The organism is Agrobacterium sp. 22-214-1 (genome assembly GCF_053522465.1).
Genome location: NZ_JBNWCK010000004.1, coordinates 118,376 through 142,832, shown reverse-complemented (window position 1 = coordinate 142,832; position 24,457 = coordinate 118,376). Strand labels below are relative to the sequence as shown.

The 24,457-nt window shown below is 60.2% G+C and carries 23 protein-coding genes; 8 read left to right on the top strand and 15 right to left on the bottom strand.

The annotated features are described in order from the left end of the window. Positions 1-13 precede the first annotated feature (13 nt). From ACQZ5G_RS16770 to ACQZ5G_RS16730, 9 genes are all read right to left on the bottom strand, one after another. On the bottom strand, positions 14-2,362 hold the full coding sequence (locus ACQZ5G_RS16770; protein ID WP_059755898.1) for a polysaccharide biosynthesis tyrosine autokinase: 2,349 nt from the start codon (positions 2,360-2,362) through the stop codon (positions 14-16). A gap of 108 nt (positions 2,363-2,470) precedes the next feature. Further along, positions 2,471-3,376: a UTP--glucose-1-phosphate uridylyltransferase gene (locus tag ACQZ5G_RS16765; RefSeq protein WP_003522128.1), complete on the bottom strand. Its 906-nt coding sequence runs from the start codon at positions 3,374-3,376 to the stop codon at positions 2,471-2,473. Positions 3,377-3,443: 67 nt separating this feature from the next. Continuing rightward, positions 3,444-4,439, bottom strand: coding sequence for a glycosyltransferase family 2 protein (locus ACQZ5G_RS16760; RefSeq protein WP_448738337.1), 996 nt, complete (start codon positions 4,437-4,439; stop codon positions 3,444-3,446). Beyond that, positions 4,439-5,383, bottom strand: coding sequence for a glycosyltransferase (locus ACQZ5G_RS16755; RefSeq protein WP_448738336.1), 945 nt, complete (start codon positions 5,381-5,383; stop codon positions 4,439-4,441). The genes ACQZ5G_RS16760 and ACQZ5G_RS16755 overlap by 1 nt, the downstream gene beginning before the upstream one ends. Further along, positions 5,380-6,378: a glycosyltransferase family 2 protein gene (locus tag ACQZ5G_RS16750; RefSeq protein WP_065657389.1), complete on the bottom strand. Its 999-nt coding sequence runs from the start codon at positions 6,376-6,378 to the stop codon at positions 5,380-5,382. Before ACQZ5G_RS16750 ends, ACQZ5G_RS16755 begins: the two co-directional genes overlap by 4 nt. A gap of 17 nt (positions 6,379-6,395) precedes the next feature. Then, the gene (locus tag ACQZ5G_RS16745) at positions 6,396-7,577 is read right to left on the bottom strand and encodes a glycosyl transferase family 1 (RefSeq protein WP_448738335.1); all 1,182 of its coding nucleotides are present in this window, start codon (positions 7,575-7,577) and stop codon (positions 6,396-6,398) included. 61 nt (positions 7,578-7,638) lie between these two features. Continuing rightward, on the bottom strand, positions 7,639-8,430 hold the full coding sequence (exoK, locus tag ACQZ5G_RS16740; RefSeq protein ID WP_448738334.1) for an endo-1,3-1,4-beta-glycanase ExoK: 792 nt from the start codon (positions 8,428-8,430) through the stop codon (positions 7,639-7,641). Positions 8,431-8,434: 4 nt separating this feature from the next. After that, a complete protein-coding gene (locus ACQZ5G_RS16735) occupies positions 8,435-9,583 on the bottom strand; it encodes an acyltransferase family protein (protein ID WP_135398636.1) in 1,149 nt (382 codons plus the stop codon). Positions 9,584-9,955: 372 nt separating this feature from the next. After that, on the bottom strand, positions 9,956-11,434 hold the full coding sequence (locus ACQZ5G_RS16730; protein WP_448738333.1) for a lipopolysaccharide biosynthesis protein: 1,479 nt from the start codon (positions 11,432-11,434) through the stop codon (positions 9,956-9,958). A gap of 117 nt (positions 11,435-11,551) precedes the next feature. On the opposite strand from ACQZ5G_RS16730, the gene ACQZ5G_RS16725 reads away from it, so the two are divergent. After that, positions 11,552-12,517 carry a glycosyltransferase family A protein gene (locus ACQZ5G_RS16725; protein ID WP_448738332.1) on the top strand — a complete coding sequence of 322 codons (966 nt, stop codon included), beginning with the start codon at positions 11,552-11,554 and terminating at the stop codon, positions 12,515-12,517. Between the two features lie 52 nt (positions 12,518-12,569). Then, positions 12,570-13,538, top strand: coding sequence for a polysaccharide pyruvyl transferase family protein (locus ACQZ5G_RS16720; RefSeq protein WP_269829367.1), 969 nt, complete (start codon positions 12,570-12,572; stop codon positions 13,536-13,538). Positions 13,539-13,732: 194 nt separating this feature from the next. Here the strand turns inward: ACQZ5G_RS16720 and ACQZ5G_RS16715 are convergent, their stop codons facing one another. Both ACQZ5G_RS16715 and ACQZ5G_RS16710 read right to left on the bottom strand, forming a co-directional pair. Continuing rightward, positions 13,733-14,722 carry a glycosyltransferase family 2 protein gene (locus ACQZ5G_RS16715; protein WP_448738331.1) on the bottom strand — a complete coding sequence of 330 codons (990 nt, stop codon included), beginning with the start codon at positions 14,720-14,722 and terminating at the stop codon, positions 13,733-13,735. Positions 14,723-14,832: 110 nt separating this feature from the next. Beyond that, on the bottom strand, positions 14,833-15,111 hold the full coding sequence (locus ACQZ5G_RS16710; RefSeq protein ID WP_448738455.1) for an exopolysaccharide production repressor protein: 279 nt from the start codon (positions 15,109-15,111) through the stop codon (positions 14,833-14,835). Between the two features lie 340 nt (positions 15,112-15,451). On the opposite strand from ACQZ5G_RS16710, the gene ACQZ5G_RS16705 reads away from it, so the two are divergent. Beyond that, on the top strand, positions 15,452-15,718 hold the full coding sequence (locus ACQZ5G_RS16705) for a DUF6074 family protein (RefSeq protein WP_035239160.1): 267 nt from the start codon (positions 15,452-15,454) through the stop codon (positions 15,716-15,718). 72 nt (positions 15,719-15,790) lie between these two features. On the opposite strand, the gene ACQZ5G_RS16700 is transcribed toward ACQZ5G_RS16705, so the two are convergent. Further along, positions 15,791-16,687, bottom strand: coding sequence for a tetratricopeptide repeat protein (locus ACQZ5G_RS16700; protein WP_003508539.1), 897 nt, complete (start codon positions 16,685-16,687; stop codon positions 15,791-15,793). Positions 16,688-16,820: 133 nt separating this feature from the next. After that, on the bottom strand, positions 16,821-17,048 hold the full coding sequence (gene rpsU, locus ACQZ5G_RS16695; protein WP_003508541.1) for a 30S ribosomal protein S21: 228 nt from the start codon (positions 17,046-17,048) through the stop codon (positions 16,821-16,823). Positions 17,049-17,364: 316 nt separating this feature from the next. Between rpsU and ACQZ5G_RS16690 the strand changes: the two genes are divergently transcribed. Genes ACQZ5G_RS16690 through ACQZ5G_RS16670 form a run of 5 tightly spaced genes read left to right on the top strand, consistent with a single transcriptional unit; the run spans position 17,365 to position 22,858 of the window. Continuing rightward, a complete protein-coding gene (locus tag ACQZ5G_RS16690; protein ID WP_059756984.1) occupies positions 17,365-18,618 on the top strand; it encodes a sarcosine oxidase subunit beta family protein in 1,254 nt (417 codons plus the stop codon). Then, a complete protein-coding gene (locus ACQZ5G_RS16685; RefSeq protein WP_448738330.1) occupies positions 18,618-19,028 on the top strand; it encodes a hypothetical protein in 411 nt (136 codons plus the stop codon). Before ACQZ5G_RS16690 ends, ACQZ5G_RS16685 begins: the two co-directional genes overlap by 1 nt. An 11-nt stretch (positions 19,029-19,039) precedes the next feature. After that, complete coding sequence (locus ACQZ5G_RS16680) at positions 19,040-19,354, top strand: sarcosine oxidase subunit delta (protein WP_003508553.1); 315 nt, start codon at positions 19,040-19,042, stop codon at positions 19,352-19,354. Beyond that, a complete protein-coding gene (locus tag ACQZ5G_RS16675; protein WP_448738329.1) occupies positions 19,351-22,311 on the top strand; it encodes a sarcosine oxidase subunit alpha in 2,961 nt (986 codons plus the stop codon). Before ACQZ5G_RS16680 ends, ACQZ5G_RS16675 begins: the two co-directional genes overlap by 4 nt. Continuing rightward, positions 22,304-22,858: a sarcosine oxidase subunit gamma gene (locus tag ACQZ5G_RS16670; protein WP_003522144.1), complete on the top strand. Its 555-nt coding sequence runs from the start codon at positions 22,304-22,306 to the stop codon at positions 22,856-22,858. The genes ACQZ5G_RS16675 and ACQZ5G_RS16670 overlap by 8 nt, the downstream gene beginning before the upstream one ends. Here ACQZ5G_RS16670 and ACQZ5G_RS16665 read toward each other — a convergent pair. Then, a complete protein-coding gene (locus ACQZ5G_RS16665) occupies positions 22,855-23,898 on the bottom strand; it encodes a DUF2332 domain-containing protein (RefSeq protein ID WP_448738328.1) in 1,044 nt (347 codons plus the stop codon). The genes ACQZ5G_RS16670 and ACQZ5G_RS16665 overlap by 4 nt on opposite strands. 23 nt (positions 23,899-23,921) lie before the next feature. Further along, a complete protein-coding gene (locus ACQZ5G_RS16660; protein WP_448738327.1) occupies positions 23,922-24,410 on the bottom strand; it encodes a MaoC family dehydratase in 489 nt (162 codons plus the stop codon). Positions 24,411-24,457: the final 47 nt, after the last annotated feature.

Below are 24,457 nucleotides of genomic sequence, written 5' to 3'. Positions count from 1 at the left end.
TAAATCTTCACGATCAGGCATCTTCCTTTACCGGCGGCTTCGCATCGCCGTAATAGGCCGAGAATTTCTCGTGATAATGCTCCGAACCGCCGGGGCCGGCATAACGCTGCAATTCCGTCATGTCGGTCTTGTTCAGCACGATGCCGAGCGTCTTGTTGGCGATCTGCGGTTCGTTGGCCATCAGGTTCTGCACCATCTGGATCGGCGTCTTGCCCCATTCGGTTACGAAGACGAAACCGTCCACCTGCGGCGCAAAGGCCTTGGCGTCGATGACGGGAACCACGGGTGCAAGGTCGACGATGATGTAATCGCAGGCCTCGCGCGCGGAGTCGATGAACTTGCGCATGCCGGAGGAGGAGAGCAGCTCGCTCGAATGGGCGAACTGGTTGCTGGTGGAAACCGGCAGGATGCCCATTTTCGTGCGCGTATCCACCTTCACCGCCTGCGTCCATGGAACTTCATCGAGCACCACTTCGACGAGGCCGGCGGATTGCCGTGTCGTCAACATGCGGCTGAGGCCGGGATTGCGGATATCAGCATCCACCACCAGCGTGCGCTTGCCGGTGGAGGCGATCAGCCCGGCGAGATTGAGCGCCACGACCGACTTGCCTTCGTTCGGCAGGCAGGAAATGACGCCGATGACCCGGCACTGGCGCTCCTGAATGACGACATCTGCCGTGAGTTTCACGTTGCGCAGCGTTTCCGCAAAGCTGGAACGCGGGCTGTCGACGGCAAGGCGCAGCATTTTCTGGAACGAGACCTGCCCGCTTTCGTCAAGCGTCGCGTTCTCGCCGCCGGGGGTGGCGGCGCTGTTGCCCGCCTTGGCGTTTTCGACGCCCCTTTCACCGATGAAGGGCAGATAACCGAGAAAACGCATGCGCAGATTGTCACGCACGTCATTGCCGGTGTGGAAGAAGCGATCCCGGAACTCGAGAAGCGCTGCGATACCGCCGCCGAGCATCAGGCCGAGAACGACCGAAAGCGCCATGGTCATGGTCTTTTTCGGGCTGGAAGGCGATGTCGGCAGGCCCGCTTCGGAAATGATGCGCGCCTTGGCGATGGGCAGCGACTGCTTCTGCGAAGCCTCCTCGAAGCGGCCGAGATAGGACTGGTAGAGGGTGCGCAGCGCCGTTGCCCGCTGCTCGAGTTCGCGCAGCTGGACCATGGTGATGTTGGCTTCAGAATTGCGGCCTGCCACCCGGTCGATATTGTCGCGCAGCGACTGTACGCGGGAATTGGTGACGTCGTATTCGTTCTTCAGGCTGCCGGTAAGCTGCTGCAGTTCCTGATAGATCTGCCGCGAAACCTCTTTCTTCTCGGCGTCCAGCGCAACCGCCTGCGGATGGTCGGCGCCGAATTGCTGGACGATGCCCTGCTGCCGGTCGGAAATGGTGATGTAGCGTTTGCGCAGATCCTGAATGACCGAATTGTCGGTGTCACGGGCGGAAACGACGGCATTGTCGACGGCCGCATCCGGTCCGCGGTCGATGATCGATTTATACTGGTTGTAACGGGCAGAGGCCGTCGCGGCATCGGCCTGCGCGGCGATCAGCTGGCCGTTCAGGTCGGCAAGCTGGCCTTCGGACATCAGCTCGCCGCGCGAGGAGACGATGTTGTTGTCCGATTTGAATTTCTGCACAGCCAGTTCAGCCGCCTGGGCGCGCTGGTTGAGGTCCGTCATGCGTTCCTGCAACCATACCGAGGCGCGCTCGCTGGCGTCGAAATTGGCGTTCAGCTGTTCGGTAAGGTAAGCTTGGGCATAGGTTTTGGCGATCTGCGCGGCAAGCTGGCGGTCGGTCGAGCGGGTGGAGATGGCGATGACCGAGCTGCGGCCGACACGTTCAACCGTCAGCGACTGCTGCAGAACGGCGGCGGCCTTTTCGCGGCGTCCGGCGCGGATTGCGGCTTCGGAGACCGGCGGATCGCCCGGCAGGACGAGATCGAGAATGCCGCGCACGGAGGATTTGACGAGTTCGACCGGCGACATCGGCGGATTGACGATGGTGTCGTTCTCATCGAGCCTGGCCTTGTCGACCACCGTCAGCGCCATTTCCTTGGATTTCAAAATTTCCACGGCGCTGGCGATGCGGTTGTCGACGATCTGCGCGGCGGGTACCGGCGATTCCTCTTCCGCATAACGGGAAAGGCTTTCATCCAGGAGCACCTGCGTCATCGCGGTGTAAACGGGGGTCGCAAGCACCAGATAAAGGCCGGCCAGAACCACGGCGGCGATGACCGAAGCGGCAATGACATTGGCACGACGCACCACGGCGGCCCACAGGCGGTCGAGGTCGATGAACGTATCGGAATCCTTGCCGGACTCCGGAAAACCGATGTTGGATTTAAAGGTCTTGTGGTGCATGGACCTACCTTGTGAATTAAATTGGTACGCGGGAAGCCGAACAAATGCTCGCCTTCCCGCCTCCCGTTATTGGTGCGCCGGCCGCCTCCCCCGGCGGCGCGATTAAAGTCAGGCCGCCTGGACGCGGCTTTCGTGGTTCGCCACCAGTTCCTTCACCGAAGCGAGAACCTGGGCTTCCATGTCGGCGCGCATCAGCGAAAAGGCGACGTTGGCGGCGATGAAGCCCTGCTTGCTGCCGCAGTCGAAAGTGCGGCCGCTATATTTCTGCGCATGGAAAGACTGCTTTTCGGCAAGCCGCTTCATGCCGTCGGTCAGCTGGATTTCATTGCCCGCGCCACGTTCCTGTTTGGCGAGAATATCGAAGATTTCCGGCTGCAGGATGTAACGGCCATTCAGGTAATAATTCGAAGGCGCCTTGGATGGTTCCGGCTTTTCGACCATTTCGGTGACGGCGAAGCCGTGATTGACCTTCTGGCCGACGCCGACGACGCCATAGGACGAGACTTCTTCCGGCAGGCATTCCTCGACGCCGAGAATATTGCCGCCGACTTCATCGTAAAGCTCCATCAGCCCGGCGATGCAGCCGCGTGCGCCATAGGACACCATGTCAGGCAGAAGCAGGGCGAAAGGCTCCTTGCCCACCAGTTCGCGCGCACACCAGACGGCGTGGCCGAGACCGAGCGGCACCTGCTGGCGCGTATAGCTGACGGTGCCGGCAACCGGCAGCATCTTTTCAAGCTGCAATACCTGCACGGTCTTGCCGGAGCGGGTGAGCGTATTGATGAGTTCCGGCGCGCTGTCGAAATAGTCCTCGATGGCGGTCTTGTTGCGGCTCGTCACGAAAATAATGTGCTCGATGCCCGCCTGCATGGCCTCGTCAACGGCATATTGCACGACCGGACGATCCACGATCGTCAGCATTTCCTTCGGCATCGCCTTGGTGGCGGGCAAAAACCGTGTGCCGTTGCCAGCTACGGGAATGACGGCTTTTCTGACAGTTTTGTTCAGGTCCATCGCGTTCTCCTTCATCAAGGTTTGATCTGTCCCCAGTCCCCGCGCAGATTTCGTCCACGCGTCACTTTCACGAAATCTGTCTTTTCACCCCTGTATTCGCTGCGGGCGCAAACATGGCGTCCCGCAGCCTCCTCAGCCGCACCGCTATCGGCATTCTTAAGTGCCCCAGCACGGCAGGATCCCTTATCGTGGTCTTCAAGGCGCCGAGTACCGAGCGGCTCTTGATGTTTTCCACCAATGTCAAAAAATTATGCGCCAGCCGCAGGCTGCGGGCTCTCGCCTGCTGCGCATCCATGGCGGCGGGCAGCAAAGTGTAATGGCTCAGGAATTCCTGATCCGCCCGCATCATCGCTTCGACGTGGTGCAGTTCGAGCACGCGCGAAATCGAGCCTTCGCGGATATTGTAGACATAACCCGGCTTCGGTTCGATGACGCAGAGACCGCCGGCGGCGAGCGCCGAGGCGAGCAGGATATAATCCTCGCCGATGCGGATATCCTCGCGAAAACGCAGTCCCTCGACATTCAGGAAATCGCGCCGGAACATCGGTTTCATATAGCCGAAATTGAAGGTGGCGCGGAACAGGATGTTGGAGGAAATGAAATCCTCGAGCGTGAGAACCGGCCGTTCCTCCAGAAATTCTTCCGGAAACATCGTCTCCGTGGCCCTGCCGTCGGTATAGACGACATCGAGATTATCGACCGCAATCGCCGCATTGGCGGCTTCCGCCCGGCACATCATGCAGGCGGAGCGCTCCGGGCGAATGACATCGTCGGAATCGAGCACAGCGATCCAGCGTCCGGTCGCGGCTTCGATGCCGGCATTGCGTGCACCGCCCGGACCGAGGTTTTCGGCAAGAGCAAGCAGGCGGACGCGCGGATCGATGATGGCGATACCTTCCACGAGCGCAATGGTGTCATCGGCGGAGCGGTCGTCGACGACGATCACTTCCAGCGTCACACCCTGCTGGTCGAGTGCGCTTTGAATGGCGGCTTCAATCGTATCGGCGGCATTATAGGCGGCGATGACGAAGCTGATATCCGGCGGCGAGGCAAGGTTCTCCATCAGATCGCCTCCACCGCGCCATACTGGCGGATTTCACGCACGCCGAAAGCGCCACTCATCGAGCCCATATGCAATGCGCCACGCAACGCATAACGGTTGCGGCGCACGGCGTTGAAACCGTTCAAGGCGGCGAAGACGGCGCAATACAGCACCTTCGATCCCGCTTTCAGCACCTGCACCACGCGGCGTATACCGGGTTTCCTGTCCGCCAGCACGCGGCCGTGGGTCTGGCCGGAGCGGAAGCGGCGTTTGGCAAGCCACATGAAGCTTGCGCGATTTTCCGGCACCGGTTCGGACAGCATGGCGTCTTCTGCAAAAACGATGCGGCCGCCGGCGGCGTGAAGATGCGAGAAGAAATGGGTGTCTTCGCCACCGCTCTGGCCGAGCGCCAGCGCGAAGCGCCGACCCTTCACTGAGGGCGCATCCATCTTGAGCAATGTGTTGCAGGTATAGCCGGTGATGATCTCGCCATTGACCCAGACCGGAACGGTCGAGTGGAAATCGCCGCGTTTCATCCAGCCCGGCGCATTGTCCCGGTAAACCGCCGTCACCGGGCCGAGGACGGCTTCCGCGCCGGTCTCGTCGGCCTTTTCCAGAAGGGCGGAGAGCCAATGCGGCGGGGCGGTCTCGTCATCGTCGATAAAGGCCAGATAATCCGCCTTGCATTCCGACAGGCAGGCATTGCGGGCAATCGAAATATTCGATTTCGGGCAATGCACATAGGTGATCTCGAAGGGGGCGGTTTCGCGCAGGCGATCGACGCTCGCCCTGGCGCTTGGCTCCTCGTCATTATCGGCAACAATCAGCCGAACTCTCACGCCTTCCGGCGCCTCCAGCTCGAAGAGTGACAGAAGTGTGGCGATAAGTGCCGGGCGTCTGTAGGTGCAGATGCCGATATCGACGGTTTTCGAATCATCTGTGCGGGTGACGGTGTTGTCGGTCATGAGACAGCCTTTCTTCCCCGGAATTTCAGGAGCTCCAGCCAGAAGCCGGTGGACCAGGCCAGATGCATCACCATCGCCGAAAAGGCGGCGAGCGGGCCGTATGGGTTTTTCTGACCTATTGCCATCCACAAGCCATAACCCACACATGCGGCGATCCAGAGGCCGAGCGGAATAAGTGCCGCCCAATGCACAAGCGACAGCAGCGCGAGGATGAAAACCGGCAGTACGGCGAGCGGGATCATCTGGCGGATTTTCGGGATCGAGCGATGTTTCAGGAGGTTCTTCGCCCGGCCGCGGCCATAGGCGAGATATTGCCTGAAGAGCGGCATGACGCTCGCGCGCGGATAATAGGTCATGCGGGTCTTGTCGGTCATCCAGATGCGGAAACCGGATTTGCGCAAGCGAAAATCCAGCTCGGCATCCTCATTATGGCTGAAGCTTTCATCATAACCGCCGACCGCGTCGAAAGCGGCGATCCGCATCAGCGCGTGGTGGCCATGGTCTATCCAGTGGCCTTTCGCGCCTTCGCGGTGCTTGGAGCCGCCATTGCCGAGCTTGGAATTCTGGGCGATGGCCGTCGCCTTCTGAAACAGGCCGTGGCCGACCGTATCCATGGCGACGACGACGGAATCCGCGCCGGTGCGCTCGGCATCCTCGATCAGCCGCTGGCAATAATCATCGGGATAATCGCCATGGGCGTCGATGCGGATGAGGTAGTCGAAATCCTCGCCGAAGGTGGCGACGGCAAGATTGATGCCGGCGCTCTGGATGCGCTTCGGATTGGGAAGAAGCGTCACGCGGTCATCCGCCGCCGCGAAGGCGGAAACGATATTGGGGGTTCCATCCGTGCTGCCGCCATCGGCAACCACGATGCGGAAAAGACGCCCCTGCATCGCGCCGGTGAATTTGACAAGCAGCCCCTCGATCGTCTTCGCCTCATTGAGGCAGGGAATGACGATCAGCGTTCTGATGCCGGAATGACCAAGACCTTCCATGATTTACCCCCTACGCACTACACGGGTGAAAACTGCGCTTCACGGGCATGGCCGGAAGCGGATTTGGCGAGAGAGGACAATTGCTGCACCAGCAGACGGCAATCGTCGCGGTCGGTCAGCCATTGTTTCCTGTCGAGTGCCGAGAGGGTGTTGAAGGCATCCGCATAGGTTTGCGGGTTCATCCGATTAAACAGTGCGGCGAGATCGCCAGCGCCCGCATTTTGCAGGATAAAGCCGATATCGCGCTTTTCGATGAAGCGGGCGGTTTCCGTGCCGGCAAGTGCAATCGGCAGGGTGCCATAAAGGCAGCCCTCGTAAAGCCGGTTGGGCAGCAGCCAGCTGGAATTCTGGCCTTCCTCGAAAAAGTCTATCGCCCAGGTGAACTGCACCTCGTTATAGATGGCGGCAAGGTCTTCGGGGTTCTTGTAAGGCCCATGGAAATGCACATGCGGGGCGGCGGCCACGAAGCCGTCGAAATCGGCAAATTCCGAATAGGCCGGCCGGCCGCGCAGGATGATTTCTACCTTGCCCTCCATTCGACGGGCAAATTCGGCAAGGATTTCCAGCGACTTGCGGCAACGAAGCGCGCCGAACCAGCCGATTTTCCACGGTTCGCCGGGGGCGGGGGCGCGTGGCTGCGGCGTGGCGGCAACGGTGGCGTCGAGCGCCAGCACCTTGTTTTCCTGCAGCAGGAGGGGAAGGTCGAGGCCCGACACGGGCTTGAAATAATGCTCCACAAAGGCCGGAGAGCTGGTGATCAGCAGCTTTGCGTTGCGTGCGAAATAACGCTGCGCGGCATTCAGCATCTGTCCGGGCTTGCCCGTGTTGAGAAGCAGGCGGTGAATGTCGAGACATTCATAAACCAGCGCCGGCTGCCCGGCATAGATAGACATGGCTCGCTTTGCCAGAGCCAGCATTTCCAGGTTTCTGGCAAGAATGACGTCGGGGGCGGGGATGCCGCTCAATGTCTTGCCGAGCGAAAGGCTGGCTTTCGCCACCGCCGCCATGCGCTGTAGAAACTGCCCGTCGGCGGTTTCCCCGAGTACGACCGGCACGACGCCTTCGATCTCCGCCAGTCGGTTCTGTCCGCGCCGGAAACCCGCCAGCGTCACCCGCGCCCCGCCCGCAAGCAGGGTCAGCACCCGCCGACGAATGGCGGGGTCCGACAGATCATGCGCGAGATATAGAACATGGGTCATGCAAGGGTCCGGTTGGTTCATGCGTCAGAGACGCCGCGGATGACGGTTTGGTTCAAAAAAATCAGTTGAGGGCGCAGGCGATGGATTCCGGAAACTGGCATTTGTCGCCGAGCGCCGTGAAGGCAAACCGGTCAACGATCATTTGCGATGGTCCTGCATAAGAAAACCGGCCCATCCAGTCCTTCAGCGTGTCGGTGCCCCACAGGCTGAAGAAGATCTTCTGAGCATTCTGGGGAATTTTCGACTCGTCCGTCACTTCATGGACGAGCTTGCCGTTGACGTAATAACGCAGGCGCTGCGGCTCCCAGACGAAGGCGTAATCGTTGAAGCCGGCATCGGCTCCGCCTTCCACCGGCACCAGCTTCTCATTGCCGCCCTTGGCGGAAATATACTGGTTCAGTTGCACCTTGCCCGTGTTTTTGCCCAGAACCTCGAAGTCGATTTCATCGTGCGGCTTCTTGTCGGTCGGGCCGATATAGGTGAAGAAGGCGGAGTTCAGGCCCGAGCCGGTGGCGGCCTTCATGCGTGCCTCATAGGTGCCGTAGCGATAACGCCCCTTGGTCTGGATTTCACCGCAGGCGAATTTGCGGTCTCCGGCCTTGGCTTCTTCGAAACCGAGTGTCAGCTGGCCGTTTTCCACCGTCGCCAGTTTCTTCGACCAGGTGCAGTTCTGATGCGCACCATTGTTCCAGCCGTCGGACACGTACCAGAAGCTTCTGTCCATGGAATCGAAGTTCTCGATGAAGGATGCGCCATTGCCTTCCTGTGCGTGGCCCGGCGTCGCAAAGGGAGCGGCCAGAAGGGCTGCGGCGAGAAGAATGCGTGTCTGAACGCGGGTGACAAATGTTGTCATTGGTTCACCTCTGTCGTTGCGAATAAAGCGTTTCGGATGTGGGCGGGCCGATCATGGCGGCCCGTTTTGCCGCAAAGTCGGCCTTCGTCTTGCCTTTGCCGCTGCGGCTTCCGGTCAGCACGGCATAGACGGCCGGCAGGTATTTGCGGGTCTGGGCATTGCTGATCACCAGAATGACGAAGGCGGAGAGCGTCGCGCTGATATAGAAGGCGGGGTAGAAATCCGGCCCGCCCTTGTTCCACACCATCCACATGATGACGAGCAGCGGATAATGGGCGCAGAAAATCCAGAAGCTCAGGCTGCCGGTTTCGGCAAGCCGCTGGCCAAGCCGACTGCGGATCAACAGGGCGGAAGACGCCCAGAAACCGAGCGCGCCGAAGACGGCAAGCAGATTGCGCGACATGTTGAGCCAGAAGGTGAATTCCGGGCCGGTGAAATAAAGTCCGGTCGCCAATATGGCCGAGGCGGCAAAGGTCAGCGCCATGATCGGCACGGCATAGGGGTCCAGCGCCTTGACGTCGATACGATGAAGCGCGAGCGCAATGCCGAGCGAGAAGCTGAAAAGAATGGATTTCTTCTGGACGATGAAAATCGTCAGGTCTGGCATGGCGGTGATGAAGAGCAGAATGGCGAGCGTCGGCAGGGCGAAACGGCGCATCAGAAAGGCGAGCACCGGCGACAGCAGGATGCAGACGAAAAGGTCGCGCAGGAAATAAAGCGGCACATTCACCGGCAGTTCCTCAAGCGCCGTTCCGTGGCTGATGATTTCACGGGGGCTCGCATTCCACAGATCGGGGAAATACCCCACGCCGACATCGAAGAGCTGGATCAGCAATACGGCCGCAAACAGCGCGCCGTTCCACAGAAGGAAGGGCAGCAGCACGGTTTTCGACTTGGAGCGGATCGTCGCCGGATAATCGAAACCGCTCATGCCGCGGCGAAACAGCAGGTAACCGGAAATGGCGCTGAGACAGGGCACGCCGATGCGAAACAGCGCATCGCCCAGAAAAACCCGCAGCCAGTCGAAGAAGCCGTAAAGGCCGAGAAAAGGGCTGGTTTCGGCATCGTGCGGCACATGGACGAACACGATCCCGGAGATCAGCAATATGCGCATCAAATTGATACGGGAGGATAGGTTCTGATCGACAGTCACATCAGTCACCCCTATTGGGCGGCGTCCACCCACGCCGCGTTGCAACCAGAGCGAACTTAAGCCCGCACTGGAAAGTCTGGTTTCGACTTTGGGATAAAATGTGGCGACGCGGGAAAAACACAAGCTTAGATTTTGCGGGTGAATGTCTGGCGTTCCGGTCATTCCTGTCGCTGTAAAAATTCAAATATCTGAAATTACTGGAATTTTTATAAATATGGCCATCGTTAAAAATCGCCCAACCGTGTGAAATTGTCATTTGTCGTGATATTGCGCTGCAAAAAGAACCGCCATCCCGCCCTGCCGCGGTGAGGAAAATCACCGCGGAAAAGGCCGGTTAACGGCGGAAATGAGGCGCGTTTTTCTGCGGTTGAACTAACCCTGAGTTGCGGTATCCCGCATACGCCGCGATTTGACCATTCCGAGAATTTTCCCGAGCAGCGCCCGTTCGGTCAGCAGGATCAGCACCGCATAGATGACACCGCCGACGGCAGCGCCGATGAGAACCTGAAGCGTGGCATTGGGAACGCGCTCAGCCAGAAGGTGAAGCAGATAACGCACCGAAACGGCCATCACCAGCGCCGCGATCATCGGCCGGCTGCTGACATAAAGGCCGCGGAAGAAGGGCGTATCGCTTGCCTTGAACACCGCCCAGGAATAGGCGACCAGCGTTACCGCATTGACGATGCAGAGCCACACCATCGCGTCGATCAGGGTTCCATAAAGCGCGGCAAGCCAGACCGCGACGGTGGTGACGATGGCGCGGATCGTTGCCGACCAGAACAGCACGCGGCCGTAACCTGCTCCCTTCAAATACGGGATGAAGGTGCTGCACGGCGTCAAAATGGCCTTGGACAGGGCGAGCAGACCGAGGACCGGCCAGGCATAGGCCCAGTTCTGCCCGAAGATGACAAGCATGGCCGGCTCCGCCACGGCCCAGAGGCCGAACATCATCGGTGCCAGGAGCACGGTCAGCACCTGCGTACTGAACATCAGCGCATCGCGCCGGCGTTGCGGGTCGTCCATCATACGGCTGAAGGCGGGAAACAGGACACCCATGACGGCTGACAGAACCACCTGGTTGGGAATGCTGGCAAAGCGGTTGGAGGCGGAATAGGCGCCGGCATCCGCCAGCCCAAGATGCCGGGCAATGACCACCATCGGCGACTGGAAGGTGACGAAATTGGCGATTTCCGAGCCCATCAGCCCCGAGCTGAAGCCGAGAAGCGGCACCAGCCGGCGCGGTTTCATGACGAAACGCGGGCAATAGCGGGAAACGGCATAAAGCCCGACAAGCCGGATGAAGGCCGCGGCAAAAAGCTGGATGATCAGCGCCCAGACGCCGAAGCCCATGAAGGCGAGCGCGACCGCGACGATGGCCGCAATGCTTTCCGACGCCATGCTCCACAGCGCGTCCTTGCTGAAATTCATCCGTCGCGCCAGCAGCGAATAGGCGACATCGCCGGCAAGCTGCAGCGGAATGAGGAACGCCATGATGCGCAGCAGGTAAGCGCTTTCCACCGCGCCCAGCAGCCGGCCGAAAAATTCCGCGAAGATGTAGAGGACGGCGGCCATGGTGCAGGAGATGGCAAGATTGGCCCAGAAGACGGTATGGATCGTTTCCATATCCTCTTCCTTTTCGACGATCAGGGCAGAGGTGAGCCCCGCGCCGGCGATCATGGTCAGAAACTGTACAACCGTTAGTCCTACCGCAACCACCCCGAATTCCTCCGGGGAAAGCAGTCTTGCGAGAATTGGGACCGTGACAAATTTAAGCCCGAATGTCCCTGTTTTTGATAAAACGCTCCAGCCGACATTCGTGGTGATGGTCTTTACATTTGGCGCTGGGGGCATACAAGCATCCTGTTTCTGGAGGCCGGCGGGAGGAAGCCGGTTGGGAGTTGCCGATACCATCGGGGCCGCTTTTAGGATCGGGCCCGACACTTCTTGATCAACGCAAGGGGCGAAACAATGGCAAGATTTACTGTCGTCATTCCCTACTACCAAAAGCAGCACGGTGTTCTGGGACGTGCACTCGCATCGGTTTTTGCGCAGACCTACCAGGATTTCGATCTTGTCATCGTCGATGACGAATCGCCATACCCGATCGATCAGGAACTTGCGGAACTTTCGCAGGGTGAGAAAGACCGGATTCTCGTCATTAAACAGGCCAATGCCGGCCCTGGCGGCGCTCGCAACACCGGTCTGGACAATGTGCCTGACGGCACCGACTATGTCGCCTTTCTTGATTCCGACGATATCTGGGCACCCGATCATCTGCAGAATGCGGCCTTTGCGCTTCAGACCTATGGCGGCGAGTGCTACTGGGCATCCATGCAGGCAAGTGACGAATTTTATTATCATTTCGCCATTTCCGAGCTGGAGAAGAATGAGGGTGCGGCAAGGCTTTCCGAGAGGCCGCTGGTGATCGAACTGCCGGATCTGGCAAGTGTGATGCTGCGCAACTGGAGCTTCCTGCATCTCTCCTGCATGGTGATCGGCCGTCCTCTTTTTGAGAAAATCCGCTTTGACCCGGCGCTTCGTCTGGCGGCGGAAGACGTGCTGTTTTTCTGCGATTCCATCCTGGCATCGAAGCGGACACTGCTCTGTGACGACGCTGGCGCGATGCGCGGAATGGGGGTCAATATCTTCCACAGCATCGACAATACCTCGCCGGAATTCCTGCGCCAGCAGTTCAATACCTGGGTGGCGCTCGATACGCTGGAGGGGCGTTTTTCACGCCGGCCGGACGATGTCGCCTCCATCGCTTCCTATAAAAACACGGCGCGCAAACAGGCGCTGTGGAGCCAGGCGGGCAATCTGAAACGGCGCAAGGCGCCCGAATTCGGGCTGCTCCTGAAATGGGCGATGCGCGATCCGGCACTGCTGCGCGCCGCTTTCGAGCTCGGTGCTGGAAAAATCGTCCGCTCGCGATGAGCGAATTCTCGCCCGCAAGAATTTATATGTTTTTTCACCCAGGAGTGACCTCATGAAACCTTACCACTGGGAATCTCATCACGGAAATTTCGGTGACGACCTCAACCTGTGGCTGTGGGATTTTCTGCTTCCGGGCCTGCGCGATGTGCATGACGATGTCATGCTCGTCGGCGTCGGTACCGTGCTGAACGACGTTCTTTTGCCCGCAAAGCAGCGCAAGCTGGTGATCGGCAGCGGTTATGGTTATGGCGCTGTGCCGGATACCAGCACCGAGTTCTGGGATATTCGCTGCGTGCGCGGCGAAAAAACCGCCGCCAAGCTCGGGCTCGCGCCCGAAAAGGGCATTGTCGACCCGGCCGTTATGGTCACCGAGATGCCCGATTTCAAAGGCCTGCCGAAGCTCTACAAAAAGACCTTCGTTCCGCACTGGGAATCGGCGGAATTCGGCATGTGGGAAACCGTCTGCGAACCGGCGGGACTGACCTATCTCGACCCGCGCGGCGAGGCGAAAGCGGTGATCCGCGCCATCGCCCAGTCGGAATTCATCGTGGCCGAATCCATGCATGGCGCAATCCTTGCCGATGCCTTCCGCGTGCCATGGGTGGCGGTCAGCACCTCGCCGTCGATCAACAGCTTCAAATGGAGCGACTGGGCCGGCAGCGTGGGTGTCGAATATCAGCCGCGCTATGTGCCGGTTTCGACCCGCGCCGAGGCGGCGAAAAAGGGCTCGCGCTTCTGGGGCATGAGCTTCCCGCCGCCGCCCGGCCCCGTCATTGCCGAGGCCGGTTCCGTTCCGGCGCATGAAGGCCCGGCGCATGAGGGTGACGTGCTGGTGCGGCCGCAGGAAACGCAGCCCCGGTCATTGCGCAAATTGGCCAAGCAGGTGCTGGCCGCGCCTTCCACACTGGCGCTCTGGCAGGCAAGCCGCGCGGAGCCGCGTCTCAGCCCGGATGGCCGGCTGGAAGAGCGCAAGGAGCGTTTCGCCGCCGTTCTGGAAACGGTGAAGCGGGATTATCTCTGAGGGCGAAGAGTGGATGCGGCAGAGAATTTTCTGCCGCCTTCGCTTGGGGATGCCATCCTCTAGGGTCTCTATCGTCATGCTCGGGCCTGTCCCGAGCATCTGCAACCGACCGATCATACGATACGTCAGTAGATCCTCGGGACAAGCCAAGCCCGAGGATGACGGCGAGAAATTGGCGGAGGTCGCCTTTTCCCCTACGAAACCGGCGTACCGTCCAGCAGATAACGCACATCCCGCACCGGTGGCGATTTACGGAATCGGGCGGTCTTGTCGCTCCAGATGCCGCGCGTGATGGCGGGCAGGGCGGGGAGCCGCGCAAGGGCATGGCTCAGCGCGCCGCCCATTCCCTTCTGCTTTTTCGCATCGAGAAAATGGCGAAGCTCGAATTTGGCGCGGATGTGTTTTTCGTGTTCGCGCAGGATCGCCGTTTCCTCTGCCGAAAGCCGGCAGCCGGCGAGAATGGCCTTGTCCGCCTCATATAAGCGGCGAAGATCTTCGGTGCGGTGGCGGCCGCTCAGCGAGTTGCCGCGCACGATCGCGCCGTAACCGCAATGACGGATGACCTTGTAGCGCGCGCCGGCGGCCAGCGCCCGCACGTAAAGCTCGTAATCTTCACCGAGCCGCAGGCCGTCATCGTAACGCAGTGCATGTTTGTCGAGAAAAGCGCGGCGTATGACCGGCTTCAGAAACCCGGTTTCTCCGCGTTCGACGCCGGGCCTGGAAATATTGCCTTCCACGAATTCCGTCAGCGACAGAAATCGTGCCTGCGGTTCGAAGCGGGCCGGCTGCATGGAGGATGCGCCGGGGACCGATTGCTGGATGAAGGCGATATTGTCGGCCACCAAATCCCAGTCGTCATCGGCCAGCATGGCGGCGAAACGGCCCCTGAAAAAGAAGTCGTCCGCATCGAGAACGCTGATGAGTGGCGCCGATGAAATCGAGATGGCGTGGTTGCGCGCAGCCGAAGGGCCTCGATTGACCTCGAATCGCACGACCCGCAGACGTCCCGTGCCGTCATCCGCCGCATGCGCCACATCGCTCGTCGTGTCGGTGGAACCATCGTCGATCACCACGACTTCGCCGACCTCCGGCTCCACAAGGGCGGAACGTATGGCGATATCGATTGTTTCGGATGCATTTTTCGCAGCGATGATGACGCAAATGGGCTGTGAACCGCTCACCATGTATTGTCCTTCTGCTTTGACCAACCGTCAGGATTTGGCCAGCAGAAAGTGTCACGGGTATGGATGCAAGCGATTTTTTTGCGACGCAATAAATGAAGCTGCGTGAAAGCTCACATATCGGTCAGTTTTGCACCGTGCGGCGGCGGGCTTTTTACGGCGTCCGCCTGCATTGCCTCGGCGCCACGATCCCGCGCGAAGGTTTCGCGCATGCGCCGCTTTTCCCGGGCGACCAGAACGAGAATCCCAACAAAATAACCGACTTGCAGAATGACCGCGCAGATGAAGGTCTGGATGAACGCCGTATAGAACGAGCCGTGGATGAAATATGTCGCAACCGCAAAGGTAAGCAATGCACCGATCATGCTGAAAAAAACACGAGGTGCATACATGGTGCTCTCCTCCCGAGAACGATTTCTCCATTTTTGACTGCGCTGCGGCATTTTTCTTCTTTGCAAGAAATATACGATGAGACCGGTGCTGTTTCAACACACATATACTTCTTCTAACGGTTGCGGCATGAAATTTCGGTAATCTTGATTGGTAAATTCCTCGGTAATCGATGACTTCCCCCAATCGGGGCTGCCTTACCAGGCGATTTTCTGCTTTTGAGAGGCGTAAAATCGTTCTCTTGCGGCCATTGTTGGCTGTCTTACGCCCTCTGCAGACTTCGTTAACCATCTCGCCTTTAAAAAGTCGGTATTGATTCCTCAGCAAGAGCAAGGTGCCCGCGTGACAACGAGTTCAGAAGTAATCGCCTTTCCGGCAAAGAACCGTATTGCCGACGTAAAAAGATGTGCAACCATGCTCGACCGGCTGCATGGTGTGGAGGCGAATGATTTCTGGCGCAGGGAGTGCCGTGAGCTGGCTGCTCGTCTGATGGCGCTTGGCTATGAGGACGCCGCCATGCGGCGCGAGGTCATGGAATTTCAAAACGCCGTGCAGGCGGAATTGTGGGCGGGCGACGCCACGCCAGAGGCGCGCCGCGACAGCCATTGAGGCCTCAGCGTTTTCCATAAAAAAAGCCGGCAGGTATCAAACCTGCCGGCTTTTTTGTTCATGCCCGTTTGATCAGGAAGCGCCGGCGCCGCGTGTGCGGGCAACGCCGTCGAGTGCGGGCTTGTATTTCGGGTCGAGCCGGGCCGCATGGCCATAGGACTTGGCGGCCTTGGCCATCTCGCCGCGACGCTCATAAACAAGCGCCTGGTTGGCCCAGGATTCCGCCACATTGCCATCCAGAGAAATGGCGTGGTTGAAATCGGCGAAGGCGTTTTCATCGTCGTTCAAGGCGACATAGGAAAGGCCGCGGCCGTTATAGGGTTCCGGCGAGGTCGACGACAGCGAGATTGCCTTGGAGAAGTCCTCGATGGCCTGGGCATGCTGGTTGCGCAGCTGGTAGATCAGGCCGCGATTGTGCCAGGCGCGTCCGTCGGTGGTTTCAAGCTCGATGGCGCGTGAGAAATCGTTGAAGGCTTCGTTCACACGCCCGGACTGGCGGTAAAGATTGCCGCGGCCGATCAGCGCTACATCGTAGCTCGGATTGATCTGCAGGGCGGCGTTGTAGTCCTGCAGGGCCTGCTGCTGCTGCCCGGAGTTGCGATAGACCAGCGCGCGGTTGGCATAGGCCTGATAAAAGCGCGGGTTGAGCTGCAGCGCCTTGTTGAAATCCTCGATGGCGCGGCGCGAATCGCCGGCGCGGCCGTAAGCCGAACCACGGACGTTATAGCCTTCTGGATCCTGCGGATTGGCGTTGATGACCGAGGTGAGCGAGGCGATGTTTTCCTGCGAACCCTGGGCACGGTCGATCCTGAACACATCTTCCGTCTGGTTGGATGTCGCGCAGCCGGAAAGACCGGCAAGGACGGTACAGACGACCAGAGAAGCGCGGAACCCTCTGTTGTTTTTCAATGGCACCCGGCGCGTGGAGGCATCGGAGTTTTTCACAACACAGGCGTCGACAGCGATCATTCGGTGTGGGTTCCCTCGCAGGCCGGTCTCACGGTCGTTTTCAAGAGCGTTCTCCGGCCACAAACACAAAGAGCGGCGGCGAATTGATCGCCCCCGCCCAACAAGCATTCAAAAACGTCCAAAAGACGGCCTATTAACGGCCTGCGCGGGGGCCTGCAACCAGACCTTCGCGCTGTGCACGCTTGCGTGCCAGCTTGCGAACGCGGCGAACGGCTTCAGCCTTTTCGCGAGCGCGCTTCTGGGAGGGCTTTTCGTAGTAATCGCGCATTTTCATTTCACGGAAAATGCCTTCGCGCTGCATCTTTTTCTTCAGGGCGCGGAGCGCCTGATCAACGTTATTGTCGCGGACTAGTACCTGCACGTGAATCCCGTTCCTTTGGTTTGGTTAATTTGCTATGTGAATAAGGCATTCGCACGCAAATGAAAAATCGTTCGTTCGGCTGTCGAGCCGGGCGATTGGTGACGTGCAATAACAGATCATTTGCAGCAAGTCCAGCCGGTAGCGCATAATCACCCAGCAAAATGCGGCTTGTCCGGATTTCTGCCTGCGATGTCGAAACAAAATCATTGCGGCGTCGCAAAATGGATATTGCCTCCCATCCCGATTTGCCATGTGTATGATAAGGGCCGGAGCCATGTTTCCGGCCTCTGGCCGGTTCTTGAGGAGCAGATTGCGAATGCGCAAATATTCCGTTTTTGCCGTGGCGCGTGAGGCGCTCAGGGGTCATAAGGGGTGGGATGCGCAATGGGCCTCGCCCGAGCCGCGCAAGGATTACGATGTCATCATCATCGGCGGCGGCGGCCACGGGCTGGGAGCTGCCTATTATCTTGCCAAGGAACACGGCATTACCAATGTCGCAGTTCTGGAAAAAGGCTGGCTTGGCGGCGGCAATACCGGCCGCAACACCACCATCATCCGCTCCAACTATCTCTATGAAGAGAGCATGGATATTTACGAGCATTCCCTGAAATTGTGGGAAGGCCTGAGCCAGGATCTCAATTACAACGTCATGTATTCGGCGCGTGGCGTGATGATGCTGTCGCACAATATTCATGACCGGCAGTCCTTCAGCCGCCATATCAATGCCAACCGTCTTTACGGCATAGACAATGAGTGGCTGACGCCGGAGCAGGCGAAAGCCTATTGCCCGCCGCTCGATATATCAGGCAATGCGCGGTATCCGATCAATGGCGCAGCACTCCAGCGCCGCGGCGGCACGGCGCGCCACGATGCGGTGGCCTGGGGTTATGCCCGCGCGGCTTCCGATCGCGGCGTGCACATCATCCAGAACTGCGAGGTTACGGGCATTCGCCGTGGGCCGGACGGGGCGGTGACGGGTGTGGAGACCAATCGCGGTTTCATCGGTGCGAAGAAGATCGGCGTTTCCGCTGCCGGTCATTCCTCCGTCATCATGAAAATGGCGGATGTGCGCGTTCCGCTGCATTCCAACCCGCTGCAGGCGCTGGTTTCGGAGCCGCTGAAGCCGATTTTCCCCTGCGTGGTGATGTCCAACACGGTCCACGCCTATATTTCGCAATCCGACAAGGGCGAGCTGGTCATCGGCGCGGGCACCGATCAATATAACTCCTATTCCCAGACCGGCGGCCTGCAGATCATCACCCACACGCTCGACGCGATCTGCGAGCTTTTCCCGATCTTCCGCCGCGTCAAGATGATGCGCCAATGGGGCGGCATTACCGACAATACGCCCGACCGCTCGGCGATCCAGAGCGTGACGCCGGTGCAGAACCTCTTCGTCAATTGCGGCTGGGGCACGGGCGGCTTCAAGGCGACGCCGGGTTCGGCCAATCTTTTCGCGCATCTCATCGCGCGGGGTGAACCGCATCGTCTGGCGGCGGGGCTGACGCTCGACCGATTCCGTACCGGCCGTCTTATCGATGAGGCTGCCGCTGCCGCGGTGGCACATTGATGCTGGCGGCGGCCATGCTTGCGATCACCATATCAGGCGCGGCCTTGGCCGTGCCCGTCGGCAGCGTCATTCCGGAGGCCAGGGATTTTCGCAGCCAGAAGATTGCGAAGATGCAGGGTGAGAAAGACTGGCCATTCATGGCGGAAAAAGGCCTGCTTCTCTGCGCTCCGAGTCTCGCGAACAAGATGGTTTATTTTGTCGGCGAGAAGGAGGATGGCGAGCAGGATTACCCCTTCGCAATCGACACCGACATGATGGCGGTTGCCATCGTCAATATGGGCCGGGCCTCGGCGCTACGCCCTTTCGATAATTTCGAGCAGCTTTTAAAGCGGCTTTCCCCTTTCGTAGCCATGGGAAAGCGGCTGTGTGACCAACCCGCCGGAACAGCGCTTCCGGAAAATTCTCTCTAGGTGGAGCGACGATGCTTCTGATCCATTGCCCCTATTGCGGGGAAGACCGTTCCGAACTGGAATTCCGCTGGGCGGGCGAAGCCCATATCGCCCGGCCGGAAAACATCGCCGATATTTCCGACGAGGCCTTCGCCGAATATTTCTTCATTCGCGACAATGACAAGGGCCTCGTTTTTGAGCGCTGGCGTCACATTCACGGCTGCGGCCGCTTCTTCAACGCCGCCCGCGATTCGGTCAGCGACAAATTCCTGATGACCTACAAGGCGGGTGAGCCGAAACCCGATACTGAGACGGTCCTTTCCGCAGAAAAGGGAGCCGGGCAATGAGTGGCGATTATCGTATCAAGGGGGCCGGTCGTCTCACCCCGGCCAGAACCGCGCGCTTCACCTTCGATGGCAAGATTTATCAGGCGCTGGAGGGGGACACGGTCGCCTCCGCGCTTCTGGCCAATGGCGTGCATCTGATCGGCCGCTCGTTCAAATATCACCGGCCGCGCGGCTTCCTTTCCGCCGGGCCGGAAGAGCCGAATGCGCTGATCGACGTTTCCCGCGACAGCCTGCGCAAGCAGCCCAATGTGCGCGCCACGGTGCAGGAAGTGTTCGACGGCGCGATCATCGCCTCGCAGAACCGTTTCCCGTCGCTGTCCTTCGATCTGAGCGCCATCAACGATCTCCTTTCGCCGATGTTCGCGGCCGGTTTTTATTATAAGACCTTCATGTGGCCGAAGGCCGCCTGGCACAGGATTTACGAACCGCTGATCCGCCGCGCCGCCGGTCTCGGCAAGGCGCCGAGCGAGCCGGATGCGGATCATTATTCCGGTCGTTATGCCCATTGCGACGTGCTGGTGGCCGGCGCCGGCGTTGCCGGTCTGACGGCGGCGCTTGCTGCCGCGAAAACCGGCGCCAGCGTCATTCTGGTCGATGAAAATGCGGAGGTCGGCGGCACGCTGCGTTTCGACACTGGCACGGTCATCGACGGTCTGCCCGGTTACGAATGGGCGCAGAAGGTTCTTGCCGAACTGAAGTCCCTGCCCAATGTGCGGGTTCTGACCCGCACCACCGCTTTTGGTTATTACAACCACAATTTCGTGGCGCTGGCCGAGCGGGTGACCGATCATCTCGCCACGCCCGCCAGACACCAGCCGCGTGAGCGGCTGTGGCAGGTGCGCGCCAAAAAGGTCGTGCTGGCGGCGGGTGCGATCGAACGCCACATGGTCTTTGCCAATAATGACCGCCCCGGCATCATGCTGGCCTCGGCCGCACGCACCTATCTCAACCATTACGGCGTCGCCGTGGGCCAAAATGTCGGGGTCTACACCGCCCATGATTCGGCCTATGAGACGGCCTTCGATCTGAAAAAGGCCGGGGTGAAAATCGCCGCCATCGTCGATTGCCGCGAGAACCCGGATCAGCGCCTGCTGGATGAGGCGCGGGCGCTCGGCATCGAAGTGCTGGCGGGCCATAGCGTTTACAACACCGCCGGCCGCCTGCGCGTCTCCTCGATGACCGTTGGCCGCAATGGCGGCTCCAACAAGCGCAAGATCGCCATCGATGCGCTTGTGGTTTCGGCCGGCTGGACGCCTTCGGTGCATCTCTTCTCGCAATCGCGCGGCAAACTGAAGTTTGACGCGGCTAACCAGCGTTTCCTGCCGGATATCCATGTGCAGAACGGTGTTTCCATCGGCGCCTGCAACGGCACGGACGATCTTTCCGCGCTGATTGCCGAGGCTGCGGCTGCCGGTGGCGGCGGCGTGGAGTTTTCCGGTGAGAATGCGCGGACCTGGACAGGCGGCATGATCGGTACGGCCGAAGGCGCGGGTGAGGGCACCGGCGTCAAGGCCTTCATCGATTTCCAGCACGATGTCTGCGCCAAGGATATCCGCCTCGCCGTGCGCGAAGGCATGCATTCCGTCGAGCATATAAAGCGCTTCACCACCAATGGCATGGCGTCCGATCAGGGCAAGATGTCCAATATGCACGGCCTTGCCATCGCATCGGAGGCGCTCGGCCGGGATTTGCCCAAGGTCGGTCTCACCACCTTCCGCCAGCCCTATACGCCGGTCACCTTCGGCACGCTCATCAACCATTCGCGCGGCGCGCTGTTCGATCCGGCCCGCAAGACGCCGATGCACGAGGAAGAGCTTGCGGCCGGTGCGGTGTTCGAGGATGTTGGCAACTGGAAACGCGCCTGGTTCTTCCCGCGGGCGGGCGAGGACATGCATGAGGCGATCAACCGCGAATGCAAGACGGTTCGGACAAGCGTCGGCGTGTTCGATGCCTCCACACTCGGCAAGATCGAGGTGGTCGGCCCTGATGCGGCGAAGTTCCTGAACCTCATCTACACCAATGCCTGGGACACGCTGAAACCCGGCCGCTGCCGTTACGGCATCATGACCCGCGAAGACGGCTTCGTTTACGACGACGGCGTCGTCGGCCGCCTTGCCGAAGACCGTTTCCACGTGACGACGACCACGGGCGGTGCGCCGCGCGTTCTCCAGCATATGGAAGATTATCTCCAGACCGAATTCCCCGATCTCAATGTTTGGCTCACCTCGGCCACCGAACAATGGGCCGTGATTGCCGTGCAGGGGCCGAAGGCGCGCGAGGTTATCGCTCCCTTCGTCGAGGGCATCGATCTCTCTCCGGAAGCCTTCCCGCATATGGCGGTGGCCGAAGGCACCTTCTGCGGCGTGCCGACACGGCTCTTCCGCGTGTCATTCACCGGCGAACTCGGTTTCGAAATCAACGTTCCGGCCGATTATGGCGCAGCCGTCTGGTCGGCGATCCGCGAAAGGGCGGAAGCCGTCGGCGGCTGCCTTTATGGCACCGAGACCATGCATATCCTGCGTGCGGAAAAGGGCTATATCATCGTCGGGCAGGATACGGACGGCACGGTGACGCCTGACGATGCCGGGCTTGCCTGGGCCGTTTCCAAGAAGAAGACGGATTTCGTCGGCATTCGCGGTCTGAAACGCCCCGATCTCACGCGCTCCGGCCGCAAACAGCTTGTCGGCCTGAAGACGAAAGACCGGCTGACCGTTCCGGACGAGGGCGGCCAGATCGTTGTCGATCCAAACCAGCCGAAACCCATGACCATGCTCGGCCATGTCACCTCCGCCTACTGGTCGGAAAATCTCGGCCATTCCATCGCTTTCGCGCTGGTGGCGGATGGCAGGGCGCGCATGGGCGAAACGCTCTATATTCCGCTCGCCGATAAAACCATTGCCGTCGAAGTGACCGACATGGTCTTCCTCGACAAGGAAGGAGCCCGTCTCAATGGCTGACAAACTTCACGCAAAACGCAAATCCGTGCTCGAGGATTTTCACGGCGGCTCTCCCTTCGTTTCGCTGAAACCCGCTGCTTCCGCCTCGCGGCTCTCGCTGCGCGCCCGGGAAAGCGCCCTGCCGGCACTTTCGGAAGCGCTCGGTCTAGCCCTGCCGGCCCGCCCGAAAAGCTCCGTCACCTCGGGCCTGCGGTCCGCTTTGTGGCTCGGCCCGGATGAATGGCTGGTGATCGATCAGGGCGAGAGCAACCTGATGGCGGCTCTCGCCGGCGTTTCCGGCCTGTTTTCTGCAACCGATGTTTCCCACCGCAATACGGCCGTCATCGTCTCCGGTGCCGGTGCGGAAGCGGCACTCAATGCCGGCTGCCCGCAGGATCTTTCTCTCGCAAAGTTCCCGGTCGGCGCGTGCTCGCGCACCGTTTTCGGCAAGGCGGAAGTGGTGCTGCTGCGCACGGCGGACGATACGTTCCGGGTGGAATGCTGGCGCTCCTTTGCGGAATATGTCGGCGGGCTGCTGCAGGAGGCGGCTGAGGACGTGGCGGTTTAACCCGCCATCCAGTCTCGCCATTCCACCCATCGCCCATGGAAATCGGCCCGGCCGATTTCCTGTTTCTCGCCGGTCGGCCAGATCTGCAGGGTAATGGCGGCACCGCCCGGCGTCGCATCCGCTTCCATTTGCAGCCGGGCAAGCGGGGCATCCGACGTGGCGCGGGTTCCGGCTTCGGCAATCACATCCTCGCCGGCCTGTTTCAATCCATCGGGCAGATATTGCCAGGCGACTGAGTGATAGACGACGTGGGTGGCGCCCGGATATTGCGTGGCAAGGCGGCGTTTCAGCCAGTCGACCGCGTCTGCCTTCTCGACATGCAGACCATGTTCCACCGCTATCCGCAGGGCGGCGGCGGTTCGCTCCAGCCTGTCTGTCTGGTCGGCCCAGACATAGGACATCAGCCGCAGGCGATCTTCGGCGGATGACGGGTCGAGCGGGTTGAGATCGCAGCCGGCGCGCTCGATAACCTCGATCCGCTCATGGGCGGGTGTGTCGCCGCGCCATTCCGGTGACAGGAAAACATCGGATTGCTCACCCCAGGCGAGATCGCCGAGGTGATATCGGTAACGGTCGAATTGCAGGTTGAGGCCAGCGCTGGCTCCAACTTCGGAAAGCACCAGCGGCTTGCCGGTCAGTGCCGCAATCGAAAGAAAGCCCGGCAGCAGAACGGCGGAACGGCGAACCTCGTTGGTCTGCGGCGGTGATTTCAACCTTTCGAGGATGAAGGCGGAATGAAAACGCAGGGCGCTGCCGCAGGCCTGCCAGAGCGCTACTTCGTCTTCCGGCGGGATATCGGCAAGCGGCGCGATCTTTTCCTCGATGGCGAGCGCATGCAGGGCGCCCGCCAGCCGCAGGGGAACGGAATCGCCCGAGGGGCCGACATCGCCGGGCCAGGACAAGATCCGCTCGCCCACCTCGGTATGGCGGTCGAGCCTTGCTGCCATGGTGCGGCAGAGCCGCGCGGTAAAGGGCGAGCCGAGGCTGTCGCAGGCTCTTGCCTGCACGAGAAACGCATTCCTTACGGCTTCGTCATGCATGCGGTCTCTCCCTTGCGGCGGTTTCAGGCGTCTTCCGGCCTGTCCTCCGGGTTGAACTGGCTGATGGTGGTCCAACGGGCGGTAAGTGCCGGCTTTTTCTCGTTTTCGATTTCCACCGTCACGTCATAGGTCGTCATCAACATGGCCGCGCCGCGAAAACGCGCCTCCGCCAGTGTGAAGCGGCCGCGCACCCGCGCACTGCTTTTGACCGGCGTAACGAAACGAACGGCATCGAAGCCGTAATTGATGCCCATGGTCTGTTCGCGAATGCGGGGCAGGGCATCGTAATTCAGCGCCGAAAGCAGAGACAGCGTCAGGAATCCATGCGCGATGGTGCCGCCAAAGGGGCTTTCCGCTTTGGCGCGTTCCGGGTCGGTGTGGATGAACTGTTCGTCCAGCGTCGCCTTTCCGAAGGCGTCAATCATCGCCTGATCGACGGTGATCCAGTCGGAGACGCCCATTTCCGTGCCGACCAGATTTTTCATCTCCGCCAGCGCAATTTCTTTTGTCATGTTACCTCGTCCGCATTGTTTCCAGGGACTTATACGGCTGGCGACGC

Excerpts from the sequence above, each read along its gene's own strand:
- ACQZ5G_RS16720 (WP_269829367.1), top strand. The coding sequence starts at position 12,570 with ATGAAACCTTACCACTGGGAATCTCATCACGGAAATTTCGGTGACGAC.
- ACQZ5G_RS16690 (WP_059756984.1), top strand. The coding sequence starts at position 17,365 with ATGCGCAAATATTCCGTTTTTGCCGTGGCGCGTGAGGCGCTCAGGGGT.
- ACQZ5G_RS16750 (WP_065657389.1), bottom strand. The coding sequence starts at position 6,378 with ATGGAAGGTCTTGGTCATTCCGGCATCAGAACGCTGATCGTCATTCCC.
- exoK (WP_448738334.1), bottom strand. The coding sequence starts at position 8,430 with ATGACAACATTTGTCACCCGCGTTCAGACACGCATTCTTCTCGCCGCA.
- ACQZ5G_RS16710 (WP_448738455.1), bottom strand. The coding sequence starts at position 15,111 with ATGTATGCACCTCGTGTTTTTTTCAGCATGATCGGTGCATTGCTTACC.
- ACQZ5G_RS16685 (WP_448738330.1), top strand. The coding sequence starts at position 18,618 with ATGCTGGCGGCGGCCATGCTTGCGATCACCATATCAGGCGCGGCCTTG.
- ACQZ5G_RS16745 (WP_448738335.1), bottom strand. The coding sequence starts at position 7,577 with ATGACCCATGTTCTATATCTCGCGCATGATCTGTCGGACCCCGCCATT.
- ACQZ5G_RS16700 (WP_003508539.1), bottom strand. The coding sequence starts at position 16,687 with ATGATCGCTGTCGACGCCTGTGTTGTGAAAAACTCCGATGCCTCCACG.
- ACQZ5G_RS16660 (WP_448738327.1), bottom strand. The coding sequence starts at position 24,410 with ATGACAAAAGAAATTGCGCTGGCGGAGATGAAAAATCTGGTCGGCACG.
- ACQZ5G_RS16675 (WP_448738329.1), top strand. The coding sequence starts at position 19,351 with ATGAGTGGCGATTATCGTATCAAGGGGGCCGGTCGTCTCACCCCGGCC.
- ACQZ5G_RS16670 (WP_003522144.1), top strand. The coding sequence starts at position 22,304 with ATGGCTGACAAACTTCACGCAAAACGCAAATCCGTGCTCGAGGATTTT.
- ACQZ5G_RS16680 (WP_003508553.1), top strand. The coding sequence starts at position 19,040 with ATGCTTCTGATCCATTGCCCCTATTGCGGGGAAGACCGTTCCGAACTG.
- ACQZ5G_RS16765 (WP_003522128.1), bottom strand. The coding sequence starts at position 3,376 with ATGGACCTGAACAAAACTGTCAGAAAAGCCGTCATTCCCGTAGCTGGC.
- ACQZ5G_RS16755 (WP_448738336.1), bottom strand. The coding sequence starts at position 5,383 with ATGACCGACAACACCGTCACCCGCACAGATGATTCGAAAACCGTCGAT.
- ACQZ5G_RS16730 (WP_448738333.1), bottom strand. The coding sequence starts at position 11,434 with ATGCCCCCAGCGCCAAATGTAAAGACCATCACCACGAATGTCGGCTGG.
- ACQZ5G_RS16725 (WP_448738332.1), top strand. The coding sequence starts at position 11,552 with ATGGCAAGATTTACTGTCGTCATTCCCTACTACCAAAAGCAGCACGGT.
- ACQZ5G_RS16770 (WP_059755898.1), bottom strand. The coding sequence starts at position 2,362 with ATGCACCACAAGACCTTTAAATCCAACATCGGTTTTCCGGAGTCCGGC.
- ACQZ5G_RS16665 (WP_448738328.1), bottom strand. The coding sequence starts at position 23,898 with ATGCATGACGAAGCCGTAAGGAATGCGTTTCTCGTGCAGGCAAGAGCC.
- ACQZ5G_RS16760 (WP_448738337.1), bottom strand. The coding sequence starts at position 4,439 with ATGGAGAACCTTGCCTCGCCGCCGGATATCAGCTTCGTCATCGCCGCC.
- ACQZ5G_RS16715 (WP_448738331.1), bottom strand. The coding sequence starts at position 14,722 with ATGGTGAGCGGTTCACAGCCCATTTGCGTCATCATCGCTGCGAAAAAT.